The sequence below is a fragment of the Corallococcus aberystwythensis genome, assembly GCF_003612165.1.
In the GTDB taxonomy this organism is placed as follows: Bacteria; Myxococcota; Myxococcia; order Myxococcales; family Myxococcaceae; genus Corallococcus; species Corallococcus aberystwythensis.
Window position 1 is genome coordinate 17,421 of record NZ_RAWK01000049.1, and the last position, 26,181, is coordinate 43,601.

At 71.3% G+C, this 26,181-nt stretch carries 20 protein-coding genes; 11 read left to right on the top strand and 9 right to left on the bottom strand.

Going from position 1 to position 26,181, the window contains the following annotated elements:
* Window positions 1-70: 70 nt before the first annotated feature.
* Window positions 71-1,519 (bottom strand): glycosyltransferase, encoded by a 1,449-nt coding sequence (locus tag D7W81_RS10365; RefSeq protein WP_120555184.1) that lies wholly within the window; start codon window positions 1,517-1,519, stop codon window positions 71-73.
* Window positions 1,520-1,980: 461 nt separating this feature from the next.
* Here D7W81_RS10365 and ppsA point away from each other — a divergent pair, with 461 nt between their 5' ends.
* On the top strand, window positions 1,981-4,326 hold the full coding sequence (gene ppsA / locus D7W81_RS10375) for a phosphoenolpyruvate synthase (protein ID WP_120555185.1): 2,346 nt from the start codon (window positions 1,981-1,983) through the stop codon (window positions 4,324-4,326).
* A gap of 55 nt (window positions 4,327-4,381) precedes the next feature.
* Here ppsA and D7W81_RS10380 read toward each other — a convergent pair whose 3' ends face one another.
* Window positions 4,382-6,904 (bottom strand): cation-translocating P-type ATPase, encoded by a 2,523-nt coding sequence (locus tag D7W81_RS10380; RefSeq protein WP_120555203.1) that lies wholly within the window; start codon window positions 6,902-6,904, stop codon window positions 4,382-4,384.
* Window positions 6,905-7,089: 185 nt separating this feature from the next.
* Between D7W81_RS10380 and D7W81_RS10385 the strand changes: the two genes are divergently transcribed.
* Genes D7W81_RS10385 through D7W81_RS10395 form a run of 3 tightly spaced genes read left to right on the top strand, consistent with a single transcriptional unit; the run spans window position 7,090 to window position 10,036 of the window.
* Window positions 7,090-7,626, top strand: coding sequence for a flavodoxin domain-containing protein (locus D7W81_RS10385; RefSeq protein WP_120555186.1), 537 nt, complete (start codon window positions 7,090-7,092; stop codon window positions 7,624-7,626).
* A 40-nt stretch (window positions 7,627-7,666) separates the two neighbouring features.
* Complete coding sequence (locus D7W81_RS10390) at window positions 7,667-8,962, top strand: universal stress protein (protein WP_120555187.1); 1,296 nt, start codon at window positions 7,667-7,669, stop codon at window positions 8,960-8,962.
* Window positions 8,963-8,980: 18 nt separating this feature from the next.
* A complete protein-coding gene (locus D7W81_RS10395) occupies window positions 8,981-10,036 on the top strand; it encodes a zinc-binding dehydrogenase (protein WP_120555188.1) in 1,056 nt (351 codons plus the stop codon).
* 13 nt (window positions 10,037-10,049) lie between these two features.
* On the opposite strand, the gene D7W81_RS10400 is transcribed toward D7W81_RS10395, so the two are convergent.
* Both D7W81_RS10400 and D7W81_RS10405 read right to left on the bottom strand, forming a co-directional pair.
* The gene (locus D7W81_RS10400; RefSeq protein ID WP_147445422.1) at window positions 10,050-10,982 is read right to left on the bottom strand and encodes a hypothetical protein; all 933 of its coding nucleotides are present in this window, start codon (window positions 10,980-10,982) and stop codon (window positions 10,050-10,052) included.
* Window positions 10,983-11,058: 76 nt separating this feature from the next.
* Window positions 11,059-11,991, bottom strand: coding sequence for a hypothetical protein (locus tag D7W81_RS10405; protein ID WP_147445423.1), 933 nt, complete (start codon window positions 11,989-11,991; stop codon window positions 11,059-11,061).
* A gap of 117 nt (window positions 11,992-12,108) precedes the next feature.
* On the opposite strand from D7W81_RS10405, the gene rraA reads away from it, so the two are divergent.
* Window positions 12,109-12,606, top strand: coding sequence for a ribonuclease E activity regulator RraA (rraA, locus tag D7W81_RS10410; RefSeq protein ID WP_120555191.1), 498 nt, complete (start codon window positions 12,109-12,111; stop codon window positions 12,604-12,606).
* Here the strand turns inward: rraA and D7W81_RS10415 are convergent.
* A complete protein-coding gene (locus D7W81_RS10415) occupies window positions 12,581-13,534 on the bottom strand; it encodes a LysR substrate-binding domain-containing protein (protein WP_120555204.1) in 954 nt (317 codons plus the stop codon). The two genes, rraA and D7W81_RS10415, sit on opposite strands and share 26 nt — an antisense overlap.
* Between D7W81_RS10415 and D7W81_RS10420 the strand changes: the two genes are divergently transcribed.
* Both D7W81_RS10420 and D7W81_RS10425 read left to right on the top strand, forming a co-directional pair.
* A complete protein-coding gene (locus tag D7W81_RS10420) occupies window positions 13,533-15,002 on the top strand; it encodes a catalase (protein WP_120555192.1) in 1,470 nt (489 codons plus the stop codon). The two genes, D7W81_RS10415 and D7W81_RS10420, sit on opposite strands and share 2 nt — an antisense overlap.
* 15 nt (window positions 15,003-15,017) lie before the next feature.
* A complete protein-coding gene (locus D7W81_RS10425; protein ID WP_120555193.1) occupies window positions 15,018-15,551 on the top strand; it encodes an ankyrin repeat domain-containing protein in 534 nt (177 codons plus the stop codon).
* A gap of 15 nt (window positions 15,552-15,566) precedes the next feature.
* On the opposite strand, the gene D7W81_RS10430 is transcribed toward D7W81_RS10425, so the two are convergent.
* On the bottom strand, window positions 15,567-17,468 hold the full coding sequence (locus D7W81_RS10430) for a transketolase (RefSeq protein WP_120555194.1): 1,902 nt from the start codon (window positions 17,466-17,468) through the stop codon (window positions 15,567-15,569).
* A gap of 207 nt (window positions 17,469-17,675) precedes the next feature.
* On the opposite strand from D7W81_RS10430, the gene tal reads away from it, so the two are divergent.
* Window positions 17,676-18,797, top strand: coding sequence for a transaldolase (tal, locus tag D7W81_RS10435; protein ID WP_120555195.1), 1,122 nt, complete (start codon window positions 17,676-17,678; stop codon window positions 18,795-18,797).
* A gap of 112 nt (window positions 18,798-18,909) precedes the next feature.
* On the top strand, window positions 18,910-20,370 hold the full coding sequence (locus tag D7W81_RS10440; RefSeq protein WP_120555205.1) for a hypothetical protein: 1,461 nt from the start codon (window positions 18,910-18,912) through the stop codon (window positions 20,368-20,370).
* Window positions 20,371-20,428: 58 nt separating this feature from the next.
* On the opposite strand, the gene D7W81_RS10445 is transcribed toward D7W81_RS10440, so the two are convergent.
* A complete protein-coding gene (locus D7W81_RS10445; protein ID WP_120555196.1) occupies window positions 20,429-22,237 on the bottom strand; it encodes a fibronectin type III domain-containing protein in 1,809 nt (602 codons plus the stop codon).
* Window positions 22,238-22,411: 174 nt separating this feature from the next.
* Here D7W81_RS10445 and D7W81_RS10450 point away from each other — a divergent pair, with 174 nt between their 5' ends.
* Together D7W81_RS10450 and D7W81_RS10455 are read left to right on the top strand one after the other, a co-directional pair.
* Window positions 22,412-23,668 carry a GAF domain-containing sensor histidine kinase gene (locus tag D7W81_RS10450; protein WP_120555197.1) on the top strand — a complete coding sequence of 419 codons (1,257 nt, stop codon included), beginning with the start codon at window positions 22,412-22,414 and terminating at the stop codon, window positions 23,666-23,668.
* Window positions 23,669-23,718: 50 nt separating this feature from the next.
* A complete protein-coding gene (locus D7W81_RS10455) occupies window positions 23,719-24,528 on the top strand; it encodes a HEAT repeat domain-containing protein (protein ID WP_120555198.1) in 810 nt (269 codons plus the stop codon).
* 718 nt (window positions 24,529-25,246) lie between these two features.
* Here D7W81_RS10455 and D7W81_RS10465 read toward each other — a convergent pair.
* Both D7W81_RS10465 and D7W81_RS42305 read right to left on the bottom strand, forming a co-directional pair.
* Window positions 25,247-25,705, bottom strand: coding sequence for a hypothetical protein (locus tag D7W81_RS10465; RefSeq protein ID WP_120555199.1), 459 nt, complete (start codon window positions 25,703-25,705; stop codon window positions 25,247-25,249).
* 54 nt (window positions 25,706-25,759) lie between these two features.
* A partial coding sequence (locus D7W81_RS42305; RefSeq protein ID WP_208721252.1) for a hypothetical protein occupies window positions 25,760-26,181 on the bottom strand: 422 nt, incomplete at its 5' end.

Below are 26,181 nucleotides of genomic sequence, written 5' to 3' on the forward strand. Positions count from 1 at the left end.
CCTGTTCCGAGGCCCACGTGCACATCCTGCGCGGCGAGGGTTGCGTCGAGGGCTGCCTTCAGGCGCCGCGTCAGGCGCTCCGCCCCGCGCGCGCGTCCAGCTGTTCCAGCAGGGCCACCAGGTCCTTGAGGTGGCGCACGGCGGTGTAGTGGAGGCGCACGTGCTCGTGGGCCTCGGTCCCCAGGCGGGCCGCCAGGACGGGCTCCTCCAGGAGCCTGCGCAGCGCGGCGGCGAACTCCGGCAGGGCGGCGGGATCCCTCACGAGCAGGCCGTCCACCTCGTGGCGCACCTGGTCCTGGAGGCCGCCCACCGCGCTGGCCACCACGGGGCGGGCCTTCCACATGGCCTCCGTGATGGTGAGCCCGAAGCCCTCCCGCAGGCTCTTCTGCACCACCACCGCCGCGTGCCGCTGGAGCGCGTTGACGATGGCGGCGTTCTCCTCCGGGTCCACCATGGGCAGGCTCGCCAGGTGCACGCGCTGCCGCAGGAAGCGCGGCTGCTCGCGCCATACCGCGATGACGTTCTCGAGCGTCGCCGCCGCCTCCGGATCATCCGCGACGGACGCCACCGACGGTCCGGCCAGGATCAGATCCGCGCAGAGGCCGGGGGAGTCCCGCAGGAGCAACGAGAAGCCCCGCAGGACGCCCACCGGGTCCTTCAAGGGGTCCCAGCGGGAGACCTGCACCACGAGCGGTGAGCCGGGGGCGGGCGCCGAGCCTAGCCGCACGATGTCCACCCCGCGTGATACGTGGGCCGGGACCCCGTCCGTCCGGGTGAAGACGGGCGCGGGGGACTCCGGCGCCAGGGCCACGAGCCCGGTGTGGCCCAGGATGGCGCTCGCGACCTCCGGCGCCATGGGCTGGTTCTTCACCGCGAAGATGTCGATGGAGGGCGGGATGACGACGGAGCGGTCCGCGAGCAGCGGCGGCACGTAGGAGGCCCGGGAGAAGACCGCGAGCCGCGCGGCGACGAGCCCCGGCGCGAGGAACGCCCACGCCCGCTCGACCTCTTCGTCTGGCGTGTCACACCCGATGTGGCAGCGCCAGACCACGCGGGCGCCCGCCGAGGCCAGCGTCGGCGCGAGCCCCGCGGTCTGGGGGTCGTGCAGCAGCACCACGTCACCCGGCCGCACCAGGACGAGCAGCTCCTCCGCGTTGTCGCGGAGCACCTCGTCGTAACAGGCGCGCTCGGCGGGCCCCAGGGGTGAGCCGTCCCCCCGCGAGCCGTGCAGCGCGTGGTGCAGCCGCTTCGTGATGCGAAAGAAGGCGGGCGTGCCCTGCACCACCATCCAGCGCGTGTCCACGCCCGCCCCGCGCGCGTAGGCGAGCATCCGGGGCAGCATCTCCGCCACGCCGCCGCCCCGGGCCGTGGAGTTCACGTTCCAGACGGTGCGGCCCGCCATGTGCTCCCGGGCCTGGGCCGCGTGGGCCTGGAGCGCCTCCCACTCCGCCTCGGTGAGCTCCGGCTGGAAGCACGCCAGCGAGCGGCCCTGCACATGGACCTCGAAGGGCTTGAGCATGAGGACCCCGTCATGGCAGCGCGGAATGTTTGACCACCAGCACCGGCCGGCGGCTCCGGGCCACCACCTCCTGGGCCACGGACCCGAGCACCGCGCGGCGCACGCCCGTCCGCCGCTCCAGGGCCCCGCGCGCCGGGCTTCGCGAGGAGGCGCCCGTGAGCGGAACGTTGGAGCCGGGGCCCGCGGGCGCAAGGGGCCGGACGGGGAGGTGCAGGCGGACGGGCCGGGGCCTCGCGCGAGCCCTCACCCCGGGGCGGGCACCGCGCGGCCCCCGTGCACCGGCGGCAGGGGGGAGCGGTGGACCCGGAGTCCGCCGCCAGGAGGGGCCCCGGCGCCGTGACGGGCAGCCCCTGGTGTCCCCCCTCCCGTGACGGCGTGCGTCCGGAGGGCCCTGGCAACAGCTTGGAAGGAGCGCGGACGCACCGTCACGCCACACCCCCTCCCTGCCAGGAGCCAAGACCATGGACCCGTCCCTTCCCCCCGAGTCCGCCGCCCAGACACCGCGACCCCAAGAGGCTCCGCCCCCGTCCATCCTCGGGTTCGACTCGCTGTCCCGGGAGGACGTGGCCCTGGCCGGGGGCAAGGGCGCCAACCTGGGAGAGCTGACCCGCGCCGGGCTGCCCGTGCCCCCGGGCTTCGTCATCACCGCGGCGGCCTTCCAACACGCCATGGAGCCCGTGCGCGCCCGGCTGCGGGAGCTGTGGGGGCGCGTGGACCCGGACGACGCCCGGTCGCTCGCCGGGCTCACGGAGTCGCTGCGCGACCTGGTGCTCCAGGCCCCCCTGCCGGACTGGCTGCACGCCGGCATCCTCGCGGCGTATCACCAGCTGAAGGGGTCCACCGCGGTCGCCGTGCGCTCGTCCGCCACCGCGGAGGACACCGCCACCACCTCCTTCGCGGGCATGCACGAGTCGTTCACCAACGTGGCGGGTGACGACGCGCTCATCGAGCGCGTGCGTGCGTGCTGGGCCTCGGCCTTCGCCCCGCGCGTGGTTGCCTACCGCAAGGCCCAGGGGCTCACGGGGGTGCCGGAGATCGCCGTGGTGGTGCAGGCCATGGTGGACGCGGCGCGCTCGGGCGTCCTGTTCACCGTGGACCCCGCCAGCGGCGAGCGCGGGCACCTGATCATCGAGGGGGCCTTCGGCCTGGGGGAGGTCGTCGTGGGCGGCCAGGTGGAGCCCGACACCTACGTCGTGGACCGCGTGGGGCCGCGCCTGCTGGAGGCACGCGTGGGCGTGAAGTCCTTCCAGCTCGTGCGCGAGGGCGTGGGCCGCGAGCGGCGCGAGGACCTCACGCCGGAGCGGGCCCGCGCGAGGGTGCTCACGGACGTGCAGGTGCTGGAGCTGGCACGCCTGGGGCTGCGCGTGGAGCGGCACTACGGCGCGCCCCAGGACATCGAGTGGGCGGAGCAGGGCGGAAGGTTCTATCTGGTCCAGTCGCGTCCGGTGACGACCGGACTGGAGGACGCTCCGCGCGCGCCCCCGCCCGCCGCCCTGGGCCCCACGCTCGTGTCGGGCCTGGGCGCGTCCCCCGGTACCGTGTCCGGCCGCGTGCGCGTGCTGTGGGACGCCCGGGAGGGTTCGAAGCTGGAGGCCGGGGAGATCCTCGTGGCGCGCATGACCTCTCCGGACTGGGTGCCCACGCTGCGCAGAGCGGCGGCGGTCGTCACCGACAGTGGCGGCATGACGTGCCACGCGGCCATCGTCAGCCGCGAGCTGCGCAAGCCCTGCGTGGTGGGCACGCGCACCGCCACGAAGGTCCTGCACGACGGAGAGGAGATCACCGTGGACGGCGCCAGCGGCACCGTGCGCGAGGGCCGCGCCCCGGAGGCCCCGTCCGGCGTCACGGCGGCAACGCCGGCCCGGAAGGAGGCCCCGCTCCTGCGCGAGGCCGCCGCGCCCGAGGCGCTGGGCACGCGGCTCTACGTGAACCTGGCCCTGCCGGGGCAGGCGGAGGAGGCGGCGGCGCTCCCGGTGGACGGCGTGGGCCTGTTGAGGGCGGAGTTCATGCTCACCGAGGCCCTGGGCGGCGTGCACCCGCGCAAGCTCATCGCGGAGGGCCGCGGCCGCGAGTTCGCCGAGCGGATGTCCAGCGCGCTGCTGTCCATCACCCGCGCCTTCCGGGGCCGCCCGGTGGTGTACCGGACCACGGACTTCCGCACGAACGAGTTCCGGGGGCTGGAGGGCGGGAGCGACTTCGAGGCCACCGAGGCCAACCCGATGATTGGCTTCCGGGGTTGCTACCGCTACCTGCGCGAGCCCGAGGTGTTCCAGCTGGAGCTGGAGGTCCTCGCCCGCGTGCGGGACGAGACGCCCAACCTCCACCTGATGATTCCCTTCGTGAGGACGAAGTGGGAGCTGGAGGCGTGCCTGGAGGCCGTGGACGCAAGCCCGCTGGGACGCCAGCGCGGGCTGGAGCGCTGGGTGATGGCGGAGGTGCCGTCCGTCGTCTACCGCATCCCCGAGTACGCGCGGATGGGCATCACCGGCGTCTCCATCGGGTCCAATGACCTGACGCAGCTCATGCTGGGCGTGGACCGGGACTCGGAGCTATGCGCGGAGCTCTTCGACGAGGAGGACGCGGCGGTGCTGGACGCCATCGTCCGCATCATCCAGGCCAGCCGCGAGGCGGGCATCACGTCGTCCCTCTGCGGCCAGGCCCCGTCGAACCGGCCCGCCTTCGCGGAGCACCTGGTCCGCGCGGGCATCACCTCCCTCTCCGTGGACCCCGCGGCCGCCGGCGCCACCCGGGCGGTGGTCGCGGCGGCGGAGCGGCGGTTGCTGCTGGAGTCCGCCCGTCGCCGGTAGCGCGCTGGGGAAGGGCCGCCATCGCTCCCAGGAGCCGGGGCAGGCACCTGGCGCATCATGGGGGCCGCGGGGCCGTCGTGGGCCGGCCGGCCCGCCACCGGGGCCAGTCTGCCTGCTCGCGCGGCCACGCGAGCAGCAGGGGCACCAGCGCGGCGGCGACGGCGGCCAGGACCCGGACCCCGTCGCGGAGGTGGAGGGGATGCAGCCCCACGAGCGCGGCCAGCGCGGGCACCTGGATGAGCAGCCCGGAGAGGCCCAGCGACAGGGCGCAGACCCACCGCGCGGTGCGCGTCCGCAGCCGCGTGAGCACGGCCGCGAAGGTGGCGCTCGCCAGCACGAGCGTGGCCACCGCCACCGCCCGCGCGCGCTCCACGTCATGGCCTTCCGCCAGGCACCGCGCGTAGGCCCAGACGAGCCCGCACGCCATCAGCCCGCCCACCCCCGTGAGCACGGCCCACTCCCTCCAGGAGAAGACGCTGGACGCGGGCCGCACGCGCAAGGGGGTGAGGCGCCCGGGCCGGGCGGGCGCCTGGAAGGCGAGCATCGCGGTGGGGTGGATGATGAGCTCCAGCCACACGATGTGGATGGGCAGGTACAGGAGCGGCTGCCCCCAGAGCGGCACCAGCGCCGCCGTGCCCACCAGCGGGATGTGGATGAGCAGCAGGTAGAGAAAGCAGCGCTGGAGGTTGGAGAAGAGCTGCCGGCCCTCCGCGATGGCGGAGACCAGCGTGCCGAAGTCGTCGTTGAGCAGCACGATGGAGGACGCCTCGCGAGCGCTCCGGGTCCCCCGCTCCCCCATGGCGATGCCCACGTCCGCGGCCTGGAGCGCCGGCACGTCGTTCACCCCGTCCCCCGTTGCGGCCACCACCTCCCCCTGCTCGCGGAGCGCCTTCACCAGCGCGTACTTCTGCGCGGGCAGCGCACGCGCCACCACGTCCACGGGCGGCACCTGGCCGGTGTCCGCCAGCCGGGACTCCAGGGCCTCTCCCGTGAGCACCGTGGGGTGCGCGCCGCCCAGGCCCAGCTTCCGGGCCACCGCGAGCGCCGTCCGGGGATGGTCCCCCGTCACCATCACCGTGCGCAGCCCCGCGTCGCGGCACTCGCGCACCGCCTCCTCCACCCCCGCGCGCACCGGGTCCTCGCACCCCACGAGCCCCAGGAAGTCGTAGCCCTGCTCCGGCTCACCGCCATGCCAGTGCCCGGCGTCCAGCGTCCGGCACGCGCACGCGATGACCTTGTGGCCCTCGCGCGCGAGCGCGTCCACGCGAAGCGCCCACTCCCGCGCCGCGTCCGGGGAGAGGTCGCACAGCGCCAGCACCCGCTCGGGTGCGCCCTTCACCGCGGCGAGCAGCGTCCCGGGCCCCTGCCGCACCACGGCCGTCTCGCGCTGGCGCTCCTCGGTGAACGGGAAGGTGGCCTCGCGGGCGGGGCCGGGCAGCTCCGGCAGCTCCCGCGCCCCCGCCTCCCGCAGCGCCACGTCCAGGGGGTCCCGCCCCTCCTCCCGCGACGCCAGCACCGCGGTCCACAGCAGCGTTCGCGGCGAGGTCCCCGGGGACGGCAGCAGCCGGGCCACCCGCAGGAGCCCCTCGGTCAGCGTGCCCGTCTTGTCCGAGCAGACGCAGCTCACGCGGCCGATGTTCTCCACGGAGACGGCCTGCCGCACCAGCGCCTGCCGCCGGGCCAGCCGGTACACGCCCGCCCCCAGGAAGAACGTGAGGGCCACCGGGAACTCCTCGGGCAGCGCCGCCACGCCGAGCGTCGCCGCGCTCAGGAGCGCGTCCAGCCACCCGAAGCCCTGGCGCCAGCGGACGAGCGCCAGCACCGCGCAGAGCGCGGCCGCCACGCCCACCAGCACCGCCACCAGGTGCGCCACCGCGTGCTGGAGCGGCGTGCGGGCCCGGACCTCCTGCCCCGCGGAGCGCAGGATGCTCCCATACAGGGTCTCGGGGCCGGTGAAGATGACGCGCACCCAGGCCGTCCCGGTGAGCAGCCGCGTCCCCGCGAACCCCCAGTGCGCCCCCTCCACCGCTGGCTCCGCGCCAGGAGGGAGGCCCCCGAGCGGCCGTTTGCGCGCGGGCAGGGACTCACCGGTGAGCGAGGACTCCTCGGCCTGCAACCCGTCTCCCCGCACCACCAGGCCGTCCGCGGGGAACTGGTCGCCCGCCTCCACGCGCGCCAGGTCCCCCGGCACCACGTCCTCCGCCGGCACCTCCTCTTCACGACCATCGCGCAGCACGGTGGCGCGCGCGGCCAGGCGTCCGCGCAGGCCTTCGGTGGAGGCCCGCGTCCGGTGGTGCAGGAAGACATCCATGCCCAGCAACGGCGCGAGCGCCACCAGCATCACGACGCCGTCCACGCGCTCGCCCAGGGCGAAGTAGAGGAGGCTCGTGCCCACGAGGAACCAGGACATCGGGTCGCTCGCGGCCTCGCGCAGGCTCTGGAACGCGGAGTGGGGAGGCTGGCCCCGCACGTCGTTGCGGCCGTGAAGCGCGCGCCGCGCCTGCACCTCGCCGGCCTCCAGACCGCGTGCGTCTTGCCACCCATGTGGCAGGCGATGGACCGGCACGATGATTCGCATGACGCCCCCCGGGAGGAAGCTGGGGTCCTGCGTGGGCGCCGGCAATGCGTCCCCCATCCAGCCCGTGGGGACGCGGGCATCCTGGCGCCTGGGTAGAGCCACCGGGAGGTGCGCTCGGCATGGCGCCCCTTGCGAACACCGCCCGGCCGCTCCACGCATGAAGGAGGCCGCCGAGGAGGGCTCGGATGCGGATCCTCATCACCTATGGAAGCAGACGGGGCGGGACCCGGGAGATCGCCGGCCAGCTCGCCAGCGACCTGCGCTACGAGGGCTTCGACGCGGTGGCGCGTGCCCCCGGGGACGTCGACGACGTGCGCGCCTACGATGCCGTCATCGTTGGAGGCGGGCTCTACGCCAGCCGCTGGCACCGGCAGGCACGGCGCTTCGTGCACCGGCACGTCCAGGCCCTGCGCGAGCGCCCCGTATGGTTCTTCTCCAGCGGTCCGCTCGACGACTCGGCGTCGCGGGAGCGCATACCGCCCACGGCCCAGGTCCGGGCTCTCATGGAACAGGTGGGCGCGCGGGGCCACGTGACCTTTGGAGGAAGGCTGGAGCGCGACGCCCGGGGCTTCATCGCCCGCGCCATGGCGCGCGAGCACGCAGGGGACTGGCGGGCCCCCGAGCACATCGCCCGGTGGGCGCGCAGCGTGGCCGCGGAGTTGAGGGAGGCGGCCCAGCCGCCGGGCGGCTTCGGAGCCACGTCCCGGGAGTCACCGCGATGACGCGGTGACCAGATTGGAGAGGTGAGTGCAAGGAGAGGCCATGACCATCGCCTGCGCGACCAACTTCTCGGAGAGCGCCCGGCGCGCCTGTGACACGGCGGCGCTGCTCGCCCGGCGGATGAACGCTCCGCTGTGCATCGTGCACGTGCTGACCGGGACCCTGGTGCGGACCTTCGGAGACGCCATCCGCGAAACCGCCCGGGCCACGCTGCGCGACGAATGCGAGCGGCTGCGGGCCACCGGCATCCAGGTGGACTCCGTGCTCCTCACGGGGGAGCCCGAGGAGCAGATGCAGGTGCTGGTGGAGAAGCGCGGCCTCCAGTGGGTGGTGGCCGGCGCGCCGCGCGAGGACACGCCCTTCCGGGGTCTGGGGGGCACGGTCGACCGGATGGCGCAGCGGCTGGAGGTCCCCTTCCTGGTGGTCCGCGAGGGTTCGGGCCTGGAGGCCTGGGCACGCGGTGAGCGCCCCCTGCGGCTCATGCTGGGCGTGGATCGCTCCAGGCCCTTCGAGGTCGCGCGGGAGTGGGTGAAGGCGCTCGCGAAGTTCGGGCCCCTGGAGGTCGTGGGCGGGCGCATCGTCTGGGCGGGCAGCGAGGCGGAGCGGCTGGGGATGGTGCATCCGCACAGCTACAAGGACATGTTCCCGGAGCTGCGGGAGGCGCTGGAGCGCGAGTCCGCCGCGCTGCTGGAGCCCCTGCGCGCCGCGGGCCTGCCGGTGCGCTCGCGACTGGAGCCGGGGCTGGGCCGCATCGCGGACCACCTCATCGCCCTGGCCGAGGAAGAACAGGTGGACCTGTTGGTGGTGGGCACGCACCACCGCAAGGCCCTGGCGCGGCTGTGGAGCGTGTCCCAGTCCGCCCGGCGCCTGGCGCCCATGTCGGTGGTGAGCGTGCCGGTGCGCGCGGCGGAGCAGGGGCTGGAGCAGGAGCCGCCCCGGGTGCGCACGGTGCTGGCGACCACCGACTTCACGGAGCCGGGGGACCGCGCCGTCGCCTACGCCTTCGCGCTCACGCCGCCCGGGGGCACCGTGCACCTCTTGCACGTGGAGCCCGCGGACGCGACGCCCGAGCAACTCCAGGCCGCCCGGCACCAGTTGGAGCTGCGCGTGCCGGGCCCGGAGCACGATGGGAGCCACCAGGTGGAGCTGTCGGTGCTGAGGGGCGACGACGTGGCGGAGGTCATCACCCAGGCCGCGGAGCGCTACTGCGTGGACCTCTTGTGCCTGGGCACGCACGCCCGCACCGGCGTGAGCCGCGCGGTGCTGGGCTCGGTGGCGCAGCAGGTGATGACCCGCAGCGACCGGCCCGCGGTCACGGTGCGCATGCCGCGCGCCTGAAGACAGACGAGGTGAGCCATGAAGGCAACCGTGTTCCGAGGCACCCAGAAGGTGGGCGTGGAGGAGGTGGAGAAGCCGAAGCCGGGCGCGGGCGAGGCCATCGTCCGGGTGACGCTCACCACCATCTGCGGCACCGACGTGCACATCCTGCGCGGCGAGTACCCGGTGAAGCCCGGCCTCACCGTGGGCCATGAGATGGTGGGCGTCATCGACGAGCTGGGACCGGGAGTGACGGGCTACCAGGTGGGGCAGCGCGTGCTGGTGGGCGCCATCACGCCGTGCGGCCAGTGCCGGGGCTGCCTCTCCGGGCACGCGTCCCAGTGCGGCCACGGTGAAGGCCTGGAGGCCATGGGCGGTTGGCGGCTGGGCAACACGATGAACGGCGTGCAGGCGGAGTTCGTGCGCGTGCCGTTCGCGCAGGCGAACCTGGCCCCCATCCCGGATGAGCTGAAGGACGAACAGGTGCTGCTGCTGGCGGACATCGCGTCCACGGGTTTCAGCGGCGCGGAGTCCGGCGGCGTGAAAATTGGGGACGCGGTGGTGGTGTTCGCGCAGGGACCCATCGGCCTGTGCGCCACCGTGGGGGCCCGGCTCATGGGGGCTTCGCTGGTGATTGGCGTGGACGGGGACGAGACGCGCCTGGCCATGGCGCGGAAGTTGGGCGCGGACGTGGTGCTCGACTTCCGGAACCAGGACGTGGAGGCGGAGGTGAAGCGGCTCACCGGCGGCGGCGTGGACGTGGCCATCGAGGCGCTGGGCACGCAGCAGACCTTCGAGAGCGCGCTGCGCTCGCTCAACCCCGGCGGCACGCTGTCCAGCCTGGGTGTGTATTCCGGGAAGCTGCAGCTGCCCTACGACGCCTTCGCCGCGGGGCTGGGGGACCACCGCATCGTCACCACGCTCTGCCCGGGCGGCAAGGAGCGCATGCGGCGCCTGATGGAGGTGGTGCGCGCGAAGCGCGTGGACCTGACGCCGCTCTTCACGCACCGCTTCCAGCTCAAGGACATCCGCGACGCGTATGAGCTGTTCAGCCAGCGCAAGGACGGCGTGCTCAAGGTCGCCATCCAACCTTGAGCACGCCGGGGTGCTATCTCGGCGAGAACGTGCCGTTGTTCACGGTTCCCGAGGCATTTCCCATGAATTGCCGGATGAACGTCAGGTTCGACTCGTTGAAGGAGAACGGCGTCATGAGGGGAAAGCCCTCCGAATCCACCTCCACCAGGGCCCGCGACACCTCCAGGTCCATCATGAAGCTCCCGGACGGGTGCTGAAGGTGGATCATGGGGACCCAGCCAGCGCCCTGGGAGCCGCCCTCCAGGGTGAAGTACAGCGGAAGTCCCCGGAGCGCGGAGGCAAACTGCTGCAGGACGGCGGAGGGCGCGCCACCGAACTGAAAGGTGATGGGGCCGGTCTCCACCAGCACCCGCTTGGACCAATACTCGTCCACCCGCGTTACCGTCGCGGACTCGAAGTTGATGACGAAGGGAACCGACTTCCCGCGCAGCTCCGCGAAGTAGTCGGGAGGGTCGGCGGGAAGCGGCCCGACATAGGGCTCGAACTGGATGGTTCCGGAAATCCACCCGCCGGTATCCACGCCGATGCCCACGTTCGCGGTGCCATCCTCGGGCACCTTGAACAGGAAGCGCACCGGACGCGTCTCACCCTCGCCCAGGGTGAACGTCATCGGATTGGGCGACACCAGCGTGACGGGCACCGTGACACCCGGCGCATCGGTACGCTCCACGTGCCAGCCCTCATTCAGCTGGATGGAGTACGCCCCCGCGATGAGCGGCACGCTCACCGTCTCCGCGGACGTATCCGTGACGCTGGTGTTCTGCGGGCCGGTGATGGCGAACGTCGCCCCCACCAGCTTGTAGCTGCGTCCCGCCGAGGTCGACACCAGCGGCAGCTCCACCAGTCCCTCGCCGTCGCGAAGCACCGGGGTGGACGTCTCGGAAACCTCACCACACGCGACCGCCAGCAACGCAATCGCGCCCACGAACCACTTCAGCATTTGCATGGACTTCCCTCTCATGAAGGCAACGAAGACAACTCCAACCACTCACAACCCAGACGGCACGCGGCAGTGGGTGCCATCAAGGCGAGAACATGCCGGCGCGGACCTCGGTGAAAACGCGCTCTGAACCGCTGGCGGCGAGCTCCGCGTACCCTGTCGTGAAGGCCGCGGCCTTCGGGAGGGGATAGCCTTCCGCGTCCTGTCCGATGAGGGCCGGTGGCAGGCTGAGATAGAACTGGACGCGGTGATCCTGGCTGTCCAACAGGAGCGTCCCCAGATAGACGCTGGAAGGCCCAGAGGCCTCCATGAACATCTTCAACGTCACCCCTTGAAGCGCAGCGACGTATTGCTGCTGAATCGCTCGAGTCGTCTCGCCCCCGAGCTGGAAGGTCACCGGTCCTGTCTGGACCCGGAGTTGCTTGTATCCGGACTCAATCGACCGCGTCGCCGTCGAGGACGCGAAGCTGATGACGAACGGAATGCTCTTCCCGCGCAGGTCGACGAAGATGTCCGCGGGGTTCCCGGGCGGAGGCGGCGAGAGCGGCTCGAACACAAGCGTTCCCGAAATCCAGCCGCCCGAGTCCACGCCAATGCCCACGTTCACGGCGCCATCCCCCGGCACCTTGAACAGGAAGCGCACCGGGCGCGTCTCACCCTCGCCCAGTGTGAACGACATGGGATTCGGCGACACCAGCGTGACGGGCACCGTGACGCCCGGCGCGTCCGTGCGCTCCACGCGCCAGTCGCCGTTCAGCTGGATGGAGTACGCCCCCGCCATGAGCGGCACGCTCACCGTCTCCGCGGACGTGTCCGTGATGGTGGTGTTCTGCGGGCCGGTGATGGCGAACGTCGCCCCCACCAGCTTGTAGCTGCGCCCCGCCGAGGTCGACACCAGCGGCAGTTCCAGCAGCCCCTCACCGTCGCGAATCACCGGCGTGGACGTCGCGGCGGGTTCACCACACGCGAGCGCCAGCAACGCGAGCGCGCCGACCCACCACTTCAGCATTTGCATGGACTTCCCCCTCAGGAAGGCGCCGACGATAGGGTTTTGAACAGTGCACGGTCAAGGCAGCCGGACCCGCACGCGCAATGACAGTCACACCCGGCCCGCGCGTGCATCCTGTGGCGCATGAGTGACACCCCTGACGCCAAGACCGCCGACCTCTGCGACGCCCACGCGGGAACTCCGCGATTCCAGGTCGCTGAGCCGGGATTCCTGGACTACGGCGGGCGCCGGAGTTTCTCCGGACCCATCAGCACGGTGCGCGCGCCGGAGGACAACTCGCTCGTGCGCAAGGCATTGGAGGAACCCGGCCAGGGCCGCGTGCTGGTGGTGGATGGCGGAGGCAGCCGCCGCTGCGCACTGGTGGGGGACGTGCTCGCGGCCCTGGGCCAGAAGAACGGCTGGGCGGGCGTGGTGGTGAATGGCTGCATCCGCGACGCGGAGGAGGTGGGCCGCACCGCCATCGGCGTGAAGGCGCTGGGCACCCACCCGCTCAAGAGCGGCAAGCGCAACGAGGGCCAGCGCGACGTGGAGGTGCGCTTCGCGGGAGTCAGCTTCACCCCGGGCCACCACCTCTACGCGGACGCGGACGGCATCGTCACTTCGGAGAAGCCGCTGCGCTGAGCTTCCCCTTCCCTGCCCCGGGCCACACGGAGCGCAGCGTCCCCGCGATGGCGCGCAGTGCTTCCGCCCTCGGGTGCCCCGGGCGCCACGCCAGCACGAGTGTCCGGCCCGGCCCCGGCGGCGCGAAGGGCCGTATCACCAGCTGCCCCTGCCGGTTCTCCGTGGACACCGCCAGCCGGGGCAGCAGCGTGACGCTGCCCATCGCCATCACCATCTGCGCGAGCGTCGTCAGGCTGGTGGCGCGGAAGTCCACCTCCCGCGCCCCCACGCGCGTGCACAGCGCCAGCGTCTGGCTGCGGAAGCAGTGCCCGTCCTCCAGCAGCAGCACGTCCTCTTCATCCAGGTCGCGCAGCCGCACCTGCTTCTTTTTCTCCAGCCGGTGCCCCGCCGGCGCCGCGACGACGAAGGGGTCCTCCGCGATGACCGCGTGCTCCACCTGACGCCCCAGCTCCGCGTCCATCGCGAGCAGCGCCGCGTCCAGCCGGCCCTCGTCCATCTCCCGCATGAGCAGCGCGGTCTTCTCCTCGCGCAGCCGCAGCTGGAGCTTCGGGTAGTGCTTCACCAGCGCGGGCACCACCTCCGGCAGCACGTAGGGCGCCACCGTGGGGATGGCCCCCAGGTATAGCGGCCCCGCGAACGGGTCCCCCATCCGCGCCGCCGCCTTGAGGATGTCCTCCGCCTCCGTGAGCACCCGCCGCGCCCGCGCCACCAGCTCCGCGCCCTGCGGCGTGAGCATCACCCGGCGCGCGTCCCGTTCGAACACCTTCACGCCGAGCACCGACTCCAGCTGTTGCACCTGCGTGCTCAGGGCAGGCTGGGAGACGTGGCACCGCTCGGCCGCGCGCCGGAAGCCCAGGGTGTCCGCCACCGCCACCAGGTATTCCAATCGAAGTGCCCCTGAAGGCCTCACGCCAAGGAAAGCGTCCATGTCCCAGCGTCCCACCCTGACCACCGAAGCCGGCGCTCCCGTCTCCGACAACCAGCACTCGCAGACCGCTGGCCCCAGCGGCCCGGTGCTGCTCCAGGACCACCACCTGCTGGAGAAGCTGGCCCGCTTCAACCGTGAGCGCATCCCGGAGCGCGTGGTGCATGCGGTGGGCTCCGGCGCCTACGGCACCTTCGAAGTCACGCAGGACATCACCCGCTTCACCCGCATGAAGGTCTTCAGCGCGGTGGGCAAGAAGACGGAGACCTTCCTGCGCTTCTCCACCGTGGCGGGCTCCAAGGGCGCGCCGGACACCGCCCGCGACCCGCGCGGCTTCGCGGTGCGCTTCTACACGGAGGACGGCAACTGGGACCTCGTGGGCAACAACACGCCGGTGTTCTTCCTGCGTGACGGCATCAAGTTCCCGGACTTCATCCACTCGCAGAAGTACGACCCGTATACGAACTGCCAGGAGCCGGACAACGTCTGGGATTTCTTCTCCCATTCGCCGGAGGCCACGCACCAGTTCACCTGGCTCTTCGGGGACCGGGGCATCCCCGCGACGCTGCGGCACATGGATGGCTTTGGCTCGCACACCTTCCAGTGGGTGAACGCCACCGGCGAGCGCTTCTGGGTGAAGTTCCACTTCAAGACGGACCAGGGCATCCGCACCCTCACCACGCAGGAGGCGGAGGCCGCCGGTGGCAAGGACCCGCAGCACCACCAGCGCGACCTGTATCAGGCCATCGACCGGGGCGAGTTCCCCTCGTGGACGCTCAAGGTGCAGGTGATGCCGGAGGCGGACGCGGCGAACTACCGCTTCAACCCGTTCGACCTCACCAAGGTGTGGCCCTACAAGGACTACCCGCTGATGGAGGTGGGCAAGCTCACGCTCAACCGCAATCCGGAGAACTTCTTCGCGGAGGTGGAGCAGGCGGCGCTGGACCCGTCGCACTTCATGCCCGGCATCGGCCCGTCTCCGGACCGGATGCTCCAGGCGCGCCTGTTCGCCTACGGCGACGCGCACCGCTACCGGCTGGGCATCAACAGCACGCAGCTTCCGGTGAACTCGCCCAAGGGCGTGAAGGGCGGCGCGCGCAACTACGGCCGTGACGGTGCCATGCGCTTCGACGGCAACGGCGGCCGCGGACCCAACTACGAGCCCAACAGCTTCAACGGCCCCGCCCAGACGGACGAGTCCCCGGGCACGGGCTACGCGGTGAGCGGCATGACGGGCACCTTCGTGCACGGCAAGCACGCCGAGGACACCGATTACGTCCAGGCCGGCGCCCTCTACCGGCTGATGGACGAGGCGGCGAAGGCGCGGCTGGTGGAGAACATCTCCGGCAGCCTCGCGCAGGTCCGTCGCGAAGACATCATCGCCCGCGCCGTGACCCACTTCCGCGCGGCGGATGAGGAGTATGGTTCCCGCATCGCCAACGCCGTCCAGCAGAAGCGCCGCGCTCGCTAGGAAGGAACACCGACCATGAGCCCCCCGAACGACCCGAAGAACTCCCCGTCCGCCGAGGACGCCGCCCTGCAGGACTTCGTCCGGAGCGCCTTCGCGCTGGTCCGCTCGGGGGACGCCGGGAAGCTGCGCGAGATGCTCGACGCCGGGCTTCCCGTGACCGTGCGCAACGAGCGGGGGGACTCGCTCCTGATGCTGGCCAGCTACTACGGCCACGTGGAGGCGACACGCCTGCTGCTGGAGCGCGGCGCGGATCCGGAGCAGCCCAACGACGCGGGCCAGACGCCCCTGGCCGGCGCGGCCTTCAAGGGCAACGAGGCCATCGCCACGGTGCTGCTGGACGCGGGGGCGGACATCGACGGCGCGGGCCCGGACGGCCGCACGCCGCTGATGTTCGCGGCCATGTTCGACAAGCTGGAGATGCTGGAGCTGCTGCTCCAGCGCGGTGCGAACCACCGGGCCCGGGACGCGGACAAGCGCACCGCGCTGGACTACGCACGGTCCATGGGCGCGGCGCGCGCGGCCGACCGGCTGGATCCGAAGCAGCCCTGAGAAGACACGCAGGGGCTACGCGTTCGTGTGGCCCCAGGCGTTCTCGGACGGCCTGCCATCCCCGCCCCGGGCCGTCGTCTCCTCCCTCAACGAGGTGACGGCCTCCACGATGTGCCCGGCGTCGATGCCCGCGGCGTCCAGCAGCTCCGCGGGCTTGCCGGAGCCGGGCATCTTCGTCACCGCGAGCCGCACCACGGTGGGCAGCTGCTCGCGCGCGCCGGTGAAGGCCTCCAGCACCGCGTCCGCCAGCCCCCCTTCCGCCCAGTGGTCCTCCACCACGATGAGCCGCCCCAGCGTCTCGCGCGCGGCCTGGCGCAGCGTCTTCGCGTCCACCGGCTTCACTGAGTAGAGGTCGATGACGCGCACCGCGATGCCGTCCTTCTTCAGCGCTTCGTAGGCCTTGAGCGCTTCGTGCAGCGTGATGCCGGCGGCCACCACCGTCGCCACGTCCTCATCGGACTGGCGCAGCACCTTGCTGCCGCCAATGGGGAAGTCCTCCGTCGCGGGGTAGAGCACGGGCGTCTTCTCGCGCGTGCTGCGCAGGTAGGTGATGCCCTGGCGGTCGGCCAGCTGCGCCAGCAGCTTCGCGGTCTGGTTGGCGTCGCTCGGGTAGAGCACCGTGCTGCCGCCCACCGCGCGCATCATCGCCAGGTCCTCCAGCGCCATCTGTGACGGCCCGTCCTCGCCAATGGACACGCCCGCGTGGCTGCCGCACAGGTGCACCGTGGCGTTGGAGATGGCCGCCATGCGCACCTGGTCATACGCGCGGGACAGGAAGGCGGCGAAGGTGCTGACGAAGGCCTTCTTGCCCAGCACCGCCATGCCCACCGCGCTGGACACCATGTTCTGCTCCGCGATGAACATCTCGAAGTAGCGCTTCGGGTGCGCCTTCTGGAACTCGTTGGCGTACGTGGAGTTGGACACCTCCGCGTCCAGCGCCACCACGTCCGGCCGGGCGTTGCCCAGCGCCAGCAGCGCGTCGCCGTACGCCTTGCGCGTGGCCTCCTTCTGCCCGACCTCGTACGTGGGCAACTCCAGCGGCGAGGCCTTGTCCTGAACGGTGGCCTTCAGCGCCTCCGGCTTCTGCACCTGGATGCGCACGTGGCGCTCCCCGCCCAGCTCGCGGATGGCATCCTTCGCCTTGTCCTCCGGCAGCGGCTTGCCGTGCCAGCCGTCCTGGTTGGCGATGAGCGAGGAGCCGTGCCCCTTCTCCGTGCGGCAGATGAGGCAGGTGGGCTGGCCCTTCTTCGCCTGCGCTTCGGCGAAGGCGCGGTCGATGGCGCCCAGGTCATGGCCATCCAGCGTGACGGCGTTCCAGCCGAAGGCGCGGACGCGGGCCGCGTAGGCCTCCAGGTTCCAGCCCAGCTCCGTCTCCCGGCTCTGGCCCAGGCGGTTCACGTCGATGATGGCGCACAGGTTGTCGAGCCCGTAGTGGCCCGCCTTGTCGAACGCCTCCCAGACGGAGCCCTCCGCTGTCTCGCTGTCCCCCATGAGGACGTACGTTCGGAAGGGCAGTCCGTCCAGGCGCGCGGCGAGCGCCATGCCCACGCCCACCGCCAGGCCCTGCCCGAGCGAGCCGGTGGCCACGTCCACGAGCGGCAGCACGTGCGGGTTCGGGTGGCCCTCCAGCCGGCTGCCGAACTTGCGCAGCGACAACAATTCCCGGTCGTCGATGGCCCCCGCCGCCTTGAAGGCGGAGTAGAGGACCGGGCAGGCGTGCCCCTTGGAGAGCACGAAGCGGTCGTTGTTGGGTGCTTTGGGTTGCTGGAAGTCGAAGCGCAGGTACTTCTGGAACAGCACGGCCATGATGTCCGCCGCGGACATGGACGAACTGGGGTGGCCCGAGCCCGCCGCCGTGGTGCAGCGGATGCTGTCGATGCGCAGCTGCGCCGCGAGGTCCGCCAAGGTGTCCGCCATCGTGTCGCTCCGGGGGTTGGGGGGACGAAGGGTGTGCCCCCGCAACTGTGTTGACTGACCCGGGTCGCGAGAAGCGTTGCCCCCCGCTGGCCCTGTTCGCAGGCAGAATCCGCGAGTGCCTGCCCGCCCGGCCGGACCTGGGGGACGGGCCATGCGCAACTTGAAACAACGCCATCCGGGAGCCTTGCGCCCCCGCCGGGAGAATCCATGAATCCGCTGCGACAGCTCGCCGAGTTCGGCCAATCCGTCTGGGTGGACAACCTCCAGCGCAGCTACATCACGAAGGGCACGCTGAAGAAGTTCATCGAGGAGGACGGGCTCAAGGGGCTCACCTCCAACCCGACCATCTTCCAGAAGGCCGTGTCGGGCAGCGACGACTACCAGGACCTCTTCGACGCGGCGAAGGGCAAGGGCGTCAACGGCAACGACCTCTACGAGCAGCTGGCGGTGCGCGACGTGCAGGGCGCCGCGGACCTGCTCAAGCCGGTCTACGACGCGACGAAGGGCCAGGACGGCTACGCGTCGCTGGAGGTGTCCCCCCGGCTGGCGCTGGAGACGCAGGGCACGCTGGAGGAGGCGCGGCGGCTGTGGAAGACGCTGTCGCGGCCCAACGTGATGATCAAGGTCCCGGGCACGGTGCCGGGCGTCCCCGCCTTTCAGCAGCTCACCTCCGAGGGCATCAACGTCAACGTGACGCTGCTCTTCAGCCAGGAGCGCTACAAGGAGATCGCCGAGGCCTATGTCTCCGGCCTGGAGAAGTTCGCCGCGTCCGGCGGGGACGTGAGCCGCGTGGCGAGCGTGGCGTCGTTCTTCATCAGCCGCATTGACGCCATCGTGGACAAGGAGATTGAGAAGAAGCTGAAGGCGGGCGCCACGCCGGAGCAGCAGAAGGCGATGGAGGGGCTGAGCGGCAAGGTGGCCATCGCCAACGCGAAGCTCGCCTACCGCACCTTCAAGGAGGTCTTCGGGACCGAGCGCTGGAAGGCGCTCGCGGCGAAGGGCGCCAAGGTGCAGCGCGTGCTCTGGGCGAGCACCAGCACCAAGAGCCCGAAGCTGCGCGACGTGCTCTACGTGGAGGAGCTCATCGGCCGCGACACGGTGAACACCATGCCGCCCGCGACCATCGACGCGTTCCGGGACCACGGCAAGGTGCGCGCGAGCCTGGAGGAGGACCTGCCCGCGGCGGAGGCGACCATGCGCCAGCTGGAGGCCGCGGGCATCTCCATGAAGACGGTGACGGACGAGCTGGCCACCGACGGCATCCGCCTGTTCTCCGAGTCCTTCGACCAGCTGCTCGGCGCGGTGGGCGAGAAGCTGAAGAAGACCTAGCGCCGGAGTCCCCGGGAGCCCCAGGAACACTCCCACCTCCTCCCGGTGCCCGTTGGAAGCCAATGCCTTGCACCCCACCCTTCCGGCCGCTGTGAGCCGGGAGGAGAAGGACATGGGTGTGAGGAATTGGGGCATGGTGGCGTGGCTGGGATTGGCGGCGTGTGGAGGTCCGGCCGAGGAGGCCGTCTCCACCGCCCCGGCGGCGGAGGACTCGCGCGAGGTGGAGGCCCAGGCATGTCCCGCCGGGGTGGCATCGCGGGTGAAGATTGTCATTCCCCCGGACCCCGACGACTACAAGACGCTGGAAGGGCTCACCCACGTCCAGGGGACGCTCTACTTCGCCACCAACGACTTTCTCCCCGAACCGTCCACCCTGTGGCGCAGCAATGGCACGGAGGCGGGCACCGTCCCGGTGAGGACGTTCCCGTTTGGGTACGGGGAGCTCACGGAGCCGGTGGCGGTGGGCAGCCGGCTCTTCTTCCAGCTGTATTCGCCGGCCACGGGAAACGAGCTGTGGCTCAGCGACGGGACGTCCAGCGGAACCCGGCTCGTCGAGGACATCACGGCGGGCCCGGCCGGCTCCACGCTGCGCAATCCGGTCTCGCTCAACGGCCGGCTCGTGTTCTTCCGGGAGGGGACGGGGACGGCGGACACGGAGCTGTGGCGCTCGGACGGGACGGCGTCGGGGACGCTGCGCGTGAGGGCGGTCGACGGCACCCAGGGCCTCTACAACCGGCTGACCCTGCAGGTCGGCGGCGCGCTGCTCTTCTTCCGCGACGAAGCCACGGGCACGCGGCTGTGGCGCACCAACGGCATGCTGGCGGGGACCGAGGCCGTGCTCCGGTTGAGCCCGGGTCAGACGACCATCCAGCAGGTGGCACAGGCCGGGAACCTGGGCCTGTTCGTCCTGCAGAACGGCCCCAACCATCAGGTCTGGAAGACGGATGGCACCGCCCAGGGGACGGTCCTGCTGGAGGCGTTCGGCCGGTACGTCAAGATCCTGGGCGTGCTGGGCTCGCGGGTCTACTTGGCGTCCGTCGACGCAGCCTCGCAGCAGATGCGCATCCAGAGCCTCCTCTTGTCCGGGGGCGGCAAGTCCTCCGTGGCCACGCTCCCGAAGTACAGCGCGGACGACTTCCCCTTCGTGCAGAACACGGCCACCTCCGCGGGGAGCCTGTATTTCGCCGTGGGTCACCTTGGCGACGGTCCGGCCCCGGATGCCGTGGAGCTGTGGGCGACGGATGGCACGTCCTCGGGGACGCGCAGGCTCTTCGCGACGCTGTCCCGAGGCGACGAAGTCTACTCGCCCGTCTTCGCCACCGGAGAGGGAGTGGTGCTCTTCAACGGCTCGCCCACCGACGACCTCGTGGAGCCCTGGTTCACCCGGGGCACCGCGGCGACGACCGGGCGGCTCGTGGCCCCCGGCCCGGGAACGCGGATCATCGGGGGACATGAATTCACCCGCATGGGCAGCCGCGTCTACTTCACCCTCTACGACGACACCGAACGCTCCCAGCTCTGGTCCGCGCCGGCGTCCTTCACCTGCCCACCGGGGCTGAGCGAAGCGCGGTAGGCAATGCCAGACACCCTCCGCCCACCGGCACCTTCCGGTGGGCGGGGGTTTTCAGGCCCTATTGATAGGTGTCCAGGTAGGCGCGGTGGCTGTTGGAGAACTCGAAGTTCGTGAACTTGTCCCAGTTGATGGACCAGGTCATCAGCCCCTTGAAGCCCGGGTAGCCGCCGGACTGGCGCAGCACGTAGGTGCCGCCGAAGGACTGGCCCTTCATCAGGTAGTCCAGCGCCTTCTGCACGTTGGCGGGCGTCGTGTAGCCCCCGCCCGCGGCCTGCGGCGAGGACGGCAGACCGATGACGACCTGCTCCGGCCGGAGCGCGGGGAAGACGGCGCTCGCGTTGCCACCCACGGGGAAGCCCTGGAGCAGCATCTCCGCCATGGCCACGTGGAAGTCGGGGGTGCTCTGCGCGTAGGCGCGGCCGTCCAGTCCCGTCACGGTGCCGGTGTTGTAGTGCTGCACGTGCAGGTACGTGAGCCGGTCGCGCAGCGCGTGGATGACGGGGAGGTAGGCGCCCCACGGGCCGCCATAGGCCGCGTAGCCGCCCTGCACGTAGGCCGTCTCCGGCGCCATGGTGAGCAGGAAGCCCGCGCCGTTGTCATTGAGCAACTGCCGGGTGCCGGCGATGAGGTGCTGGATGCGCGGCGTGGTGGGGTTGCGGAAGTCGGTGTCCCCGCCGTTGAGCGCCAGCGACGCGCCCTCCAGGTCCAGGTCCAGCCCGTCAAAGCCATACGTGTTGATGAGCCCCTGCATGCTGGTGACGAAGGCCTGCCGCGCCGCCGCGTTGTCCAGGTGGATGGTGCCGTTGGCGCCGCCCAGGGAGATGAGCACCTTGCGGCCCTGCGCCTTGAGCGTGGCGATGTCCGCCTTGAAGTCCGCGACGGTGGCGTTGTACGGCGTGAAGCCCATGGTGCCCGACGGCGCGCCCGCCACCGGCTCCGCGAAGGCCACCTGGATGACGTTGAACTTCGAGGACACGTCGCGCAGCCGGATGTTGGTGGAGCCGTTGTCGAAGTTGTGCCAGTAGCCGACCAGCACCTTGCTGCCGGAGGGCGCCGTGTTGCCCGTCGTCACGGCGACGCTGTTGCTCGCGGAGGAGCGGTTGCCCGCCGCGTCGCGCGCCTTCGCGGTGAACGTATAGGCGGTGTTGGCGGCGAGCCCCGTGACGGTGGCGCTGGTCGTGGTGCTGGTGGCCGCCGCGCTGGTGCCGCCGTTGACGAAGATTTCGTAGCCGGTGACGCCCACGTTGTCGCTGGACGCATTGAACGCCAGGGACACGCTGGAGGCCGTCACGCCTGTGGAGCGCAGGGAGCCGGGCGCGGTGGGGGCCTGCGTGTCGGAGGCGGGACGCGGGGGCGTGGTGGTGCTGAGCGCGGCGCTGGCCGCGGAGCGGTTGCCCGCCGCGTCGCGCGCCTTCACGGTGAACGTGTAGGCGGTGTTGGGGGCGAGCCCCGTGACGGTGGCGCTCGCGCTGGTGGAGGTGACGGACGCGGCAGCGCCGTTGTTGACGAAGACCTCGTAGCCCGTGACCCCCACGTTGTCGGTGGAGGCGCTCCAGGTCAGCGACACGCTGTCATGCGTCTTGGAGGGTGACGTAAGGCCCGAGGGGGCGGTGGGGGCCTGGGTGTCGGAGGGAGGGGTGCCGGTGCGCTCCAGCCACAGGGCGAGCACGTTGGGCGGCTCCCAGCCCACCAGGGACGTGTGGGACTGGCGGCAGTCGTAGCCCTTGCCCCCATAGGAGGCGATGTCGCCCACGGTGTACGCGACGCCCGGGGCCCAGGCGCCGCGGTCCGCCGCCAGGGCCAGGGTGGGCAGCAGGAACAGGAGCACGGCGAGGGCCGCGCGGGATGAGGAACGAGGGGGATGCATGAGGGGGAAATTCTCCCGGAAAAGGGTCCGGACACAGGGAGGACGGGACCGGCGGAAGCGGGTCAAAGCTCGCGGTGGATTTCCCGGATTTCCGGAAGGTTGGACAGCGAACGGAGGAGCGACCCCCTGGGTTCCGGACATCGGCTTCCGGGCGCCTCGATTTAGAGTCGCCCCATGAAGTTTCTAGGCGAATTGGACGAGGCATCTCTCGGGCGGACGCAGCGGTGCAACCGGCGTCTCACGGACCCGAACCGTCTGCGGGCCATCAAGGACACCGGGCTGATGGGCACGCCCCAGGAGGAAGCCTTTGACCGCCTCGCGCGCCTGGCGGCGCAGTTGCTCAACGTCCCACTGACCATCATGTCGCTGGTGGATGCGGACCGGCAGTTCTTCAAGGCGGACTTCGGGTTGCCCTCGCCCTTCCGGGAGACCCGGACGCTGCCCATCGACGCGTCCCTGTGCCGCTACACGCTCGAGGGGGAGTCCATCATCTCCTCGAACGCGCCCGCGGACCCGTTCCTGAAGTTCCATCCCTCCACCGGGCCCTGGGGCATCGTCGCGCTCATCGTGCTGCCGCTCATCAACCCGGACGGGCACGTGCTGGGCACCTTCTGCTGCATCCAGCCCACGGTGCGCGAGTGGACGCAGCAGGACCTCACGGTGATGAAGGAGCTGACGGCGTCCATCATGACGGAGATCAACCTCCGTGATCAGATCCGGAAGCTGAAGGCCGAGCAGAACCTGCGGGAGACCTTCGTCGCGGCGCTCACCCACGACCTGCGCACGCCCCTGACGGCGTCGAAGCTGAGCGTGCAGCTTTTGGGCAGACGCCACGCGGACCTGCCGAGCGTCCAGACCTCCGTGGCCCGCGTGAGCGCGAGCCTGGACCGCGCGGAGCGGATGATCCAGAACCTGCTGGACGCCAGCCGCCTCAAGGCCGGCAAGCGGATGTCCCTGGAGCTGGCGGAGTGCGACCTGCACACGGTCGCGGCCCAGACGCTGGACGAGCTGGCGACGGTCTATCCGGAGCGCTTCGTCCTGAAGGCGGAAGGCGTGTTCACGATGCGGGCGGATCCGCTCGGGCTGCGCCGCATCGTGGAGAACCTGGCCTCCAACGCGGCGAAGTACGGCGCGCCGGGCACTCCCATTGAAGTCGTGCTCGACCGGAGCGAGACCCAGGTGCAGCTCCAGGTGCGCAACCAGGGCCCCCCCATCGCCGCGGAGGATTTGCAGACCATCTTCGAGCCGTTCCACCGGACCCGGTCCGCGACGGAGAGCGCGGAGAAGGGCTGGGGACTGGGCCTGCCCCTGGTGAGGGGACTTGCCGCGGCGCACGGCGGAAAGGCCACCGTGACGAGCAGCTCCGAGGAGGGGACCTGCTTCACCATCACCCTTCCGCTCGACGCGACCGCGCAGCGGCTCTCCGCATAGGGGATGGGGAGCCCGAGGGCAGTGCACCTCGCGCTATCCAGGCGCGCACGATGAACAACCGCTCCACCCCGGAGTTGATTGCCCTCGCGTTGCAGGGGGACGAGGAGGATGAAACGGCCTGGGAGGCCATCCGTGAGCTGCGGGAGCGTGGCGGCGACGAGGTGTTCCAGGCCGCGGTGACGCTGCTGCACTCCGAGTCTTCACACGAGCGTGGACGCGGCACGGACATCCTCGCGCAGCTGGGCGGGCGGAAACGCAGCGACGCACTCGTCACGAAATGCGCGGATGAAGTCCTGTCCGCGCTGTCCACGGAGCAGGATGCCGCCGTCCTGGGCTCGATGGGTGCGGCCCTGGGGCATCTTCGGGATCCCCGGGCTGTTGCCGCGTTGCAGCCCTTCGAGGACCACCCGGACGCGGACGTCCGGATGGGCGTGGTCATGGGCATGGCGCCGCACCGGACTCCAGCCGCCATCCAGACCTTGATCCACCTCTCCCGCGACCGCGACGAGGACGTCCGGAACTGGGCGACCTTCAGCCTGGGCAGCCTGGCGGAGGAGGTGGACACGCCCGAGCTCCGGGACGCGTTGTTCGACCGGCTCACGGAGTCCGACGCGGAGCTTCGCGGCGAGGCCCTGGTGGGACTGGCGCTGCGCAAGGACCCACGCGTCCTGGAGCCGCTGCGCCGCGAGCTGGAGGGCAACACCGTCATCATCCTGGCCGTCGAAGCCGCCCAGGCGCTGGAGGACGTCTCGCTCCTGCCGCTGCTCCTTCCGCTCCGGGACGGTCCTGGCGAAGCCGACAGCTTCTTCCGCGCCGTCCTCGAAGAGGCCATCACCCACCTGGAAGCGCTGACGCGCTGAAGCCCCTGTCCTGTGTTGTGGACAGGGGGAGGTGTCATGGTTGCCTGCGTGCCGTCCGCGCCAGCGGTCGCCGGGCGACAGGAAGCGGGCGCGCACCGCACGTGCGCCTTGCAGCGGGGCTGTGGGTGCACTAGCCATCGGGGGACGAGGGCCGACGGCGCCAACCGCTCGGGTCCTCCGAGGATGACTTTATGGCCCAGCGCCGCCCGACCCGACCTTCCGCTTCCCCTGATACGTCCAAGTCCCGCAGTGCCGCTGGCAAGGCCGCCACGAAGCCCGGGGGCCGTCCCGCCGGGGGCAAGGCCTCCGCCCCGGCGAAGAAGGCCGCGGTCGCGAAGCCGGTGGCGCAGGCCCTGAAGACCGTGGCCTCGAAGCTGAAGCAGGCCGCCAAGGCGGTGAAGAGCGCGGCGGCGAAGAAGGCACCGGCCGCCAAGGCAAAGCCTGTCACGAAGCCTCCCGTGAAGGCCGCACCGCCCCCGAAGGCTTCCGCGAAGTCCGGTGCCCAGGCCTCAAAGGCACCTGCGGCGAAGCCCGGCGCGCAGACCTCGAAGACGCCTGCGGCGAAGCCAGGTGCACAGGCGCTGAAGACGCCTGCGGCGAAGTCCGCCTCGCAGGCTCCGAAAGCTCCCGTCGCGAAGCCGAGCGCTCAGCCTTCGAAGTCTTCCGTCGCGAAGCCGAGCGCTCAGCCTTCGAAGTCTTCCGCCGCGAAGCCGAGCGCTCAGCCTTCGAAGGCTCCCGCCGCGAAGTCCGAGGAGCAGACTCCGAAGGCGCCTGCCACGAAGACCGCCGCGCAGGCACAGAAGGATTCGAAGGCGCCTGCCACGAAGACCGCATCGAGTGCGCCGCAGACTCCTGCGCCGGCCTCCAAGGAGCCTCTGTCGACGACAAAGGCTTCCGCCACGAAGGCCTCCGCAGTTCCTGCGGCGGAGCCCGCATCGAGCAAGAAGAGCCCGAAGGCTTCCGCGGCAAAGACCTCCGGACAGCCGTCAACGGCTCCCGCGGCAGAGGCCGTGCCGGCCGAGAAGAACTCCCACGTCGCAGCATCGCAGCCCTCCGAAGCGCCTGCGGAGGAGCCTGCATCGTCCAAGAAGAGCTCGAAGGCTTCCGCATCGAAGGCCTCCGGACAGCCGTCACCGGCGCCTGCGACGGAATCTCCTTCAACCGAGGAGAGCCCCAAGGCTGACGCATCGCAGCCCTCCGAAGTGCCCGCGGTGGCCGCTGAACAATCCCCTCAAGCCCCTGAGACGACCTCCGTGGGCTCGGAGACGGCTGAGCTGAAGACGGGCACCAGCGAGGCCCCGTCGAAGCGCGCGGGGAAGGGCTCCAAGGGTTCATCCGCGAAGAAGACCCCTGCGGAAGGCACTTCCGCCTCCACGTCGCAGGAGACTCCGGCGCCCGCTCCTTCGGAGAGCACCGCGGAAGCCTCCACGCCCGCGCCACAGGCGGAGACGGGCTCCACCGGCACCGCTCCCTCGAGCACCGTGGAAGAGACGCCTCCCGCCGCTGAAGCGCCTTCGCGCAAGGCCTCGGGCCGTGCCACGAAGAAGAAGACCTCCGAAGCCGAAGCCGCTCCCGCTGAAGCACCGGAAGAGGCCCCCACCCCTCCCGCGGACGAAGAGCCTTCGTCGAAGTCGAAGCGCGGAGCCAAGGGCG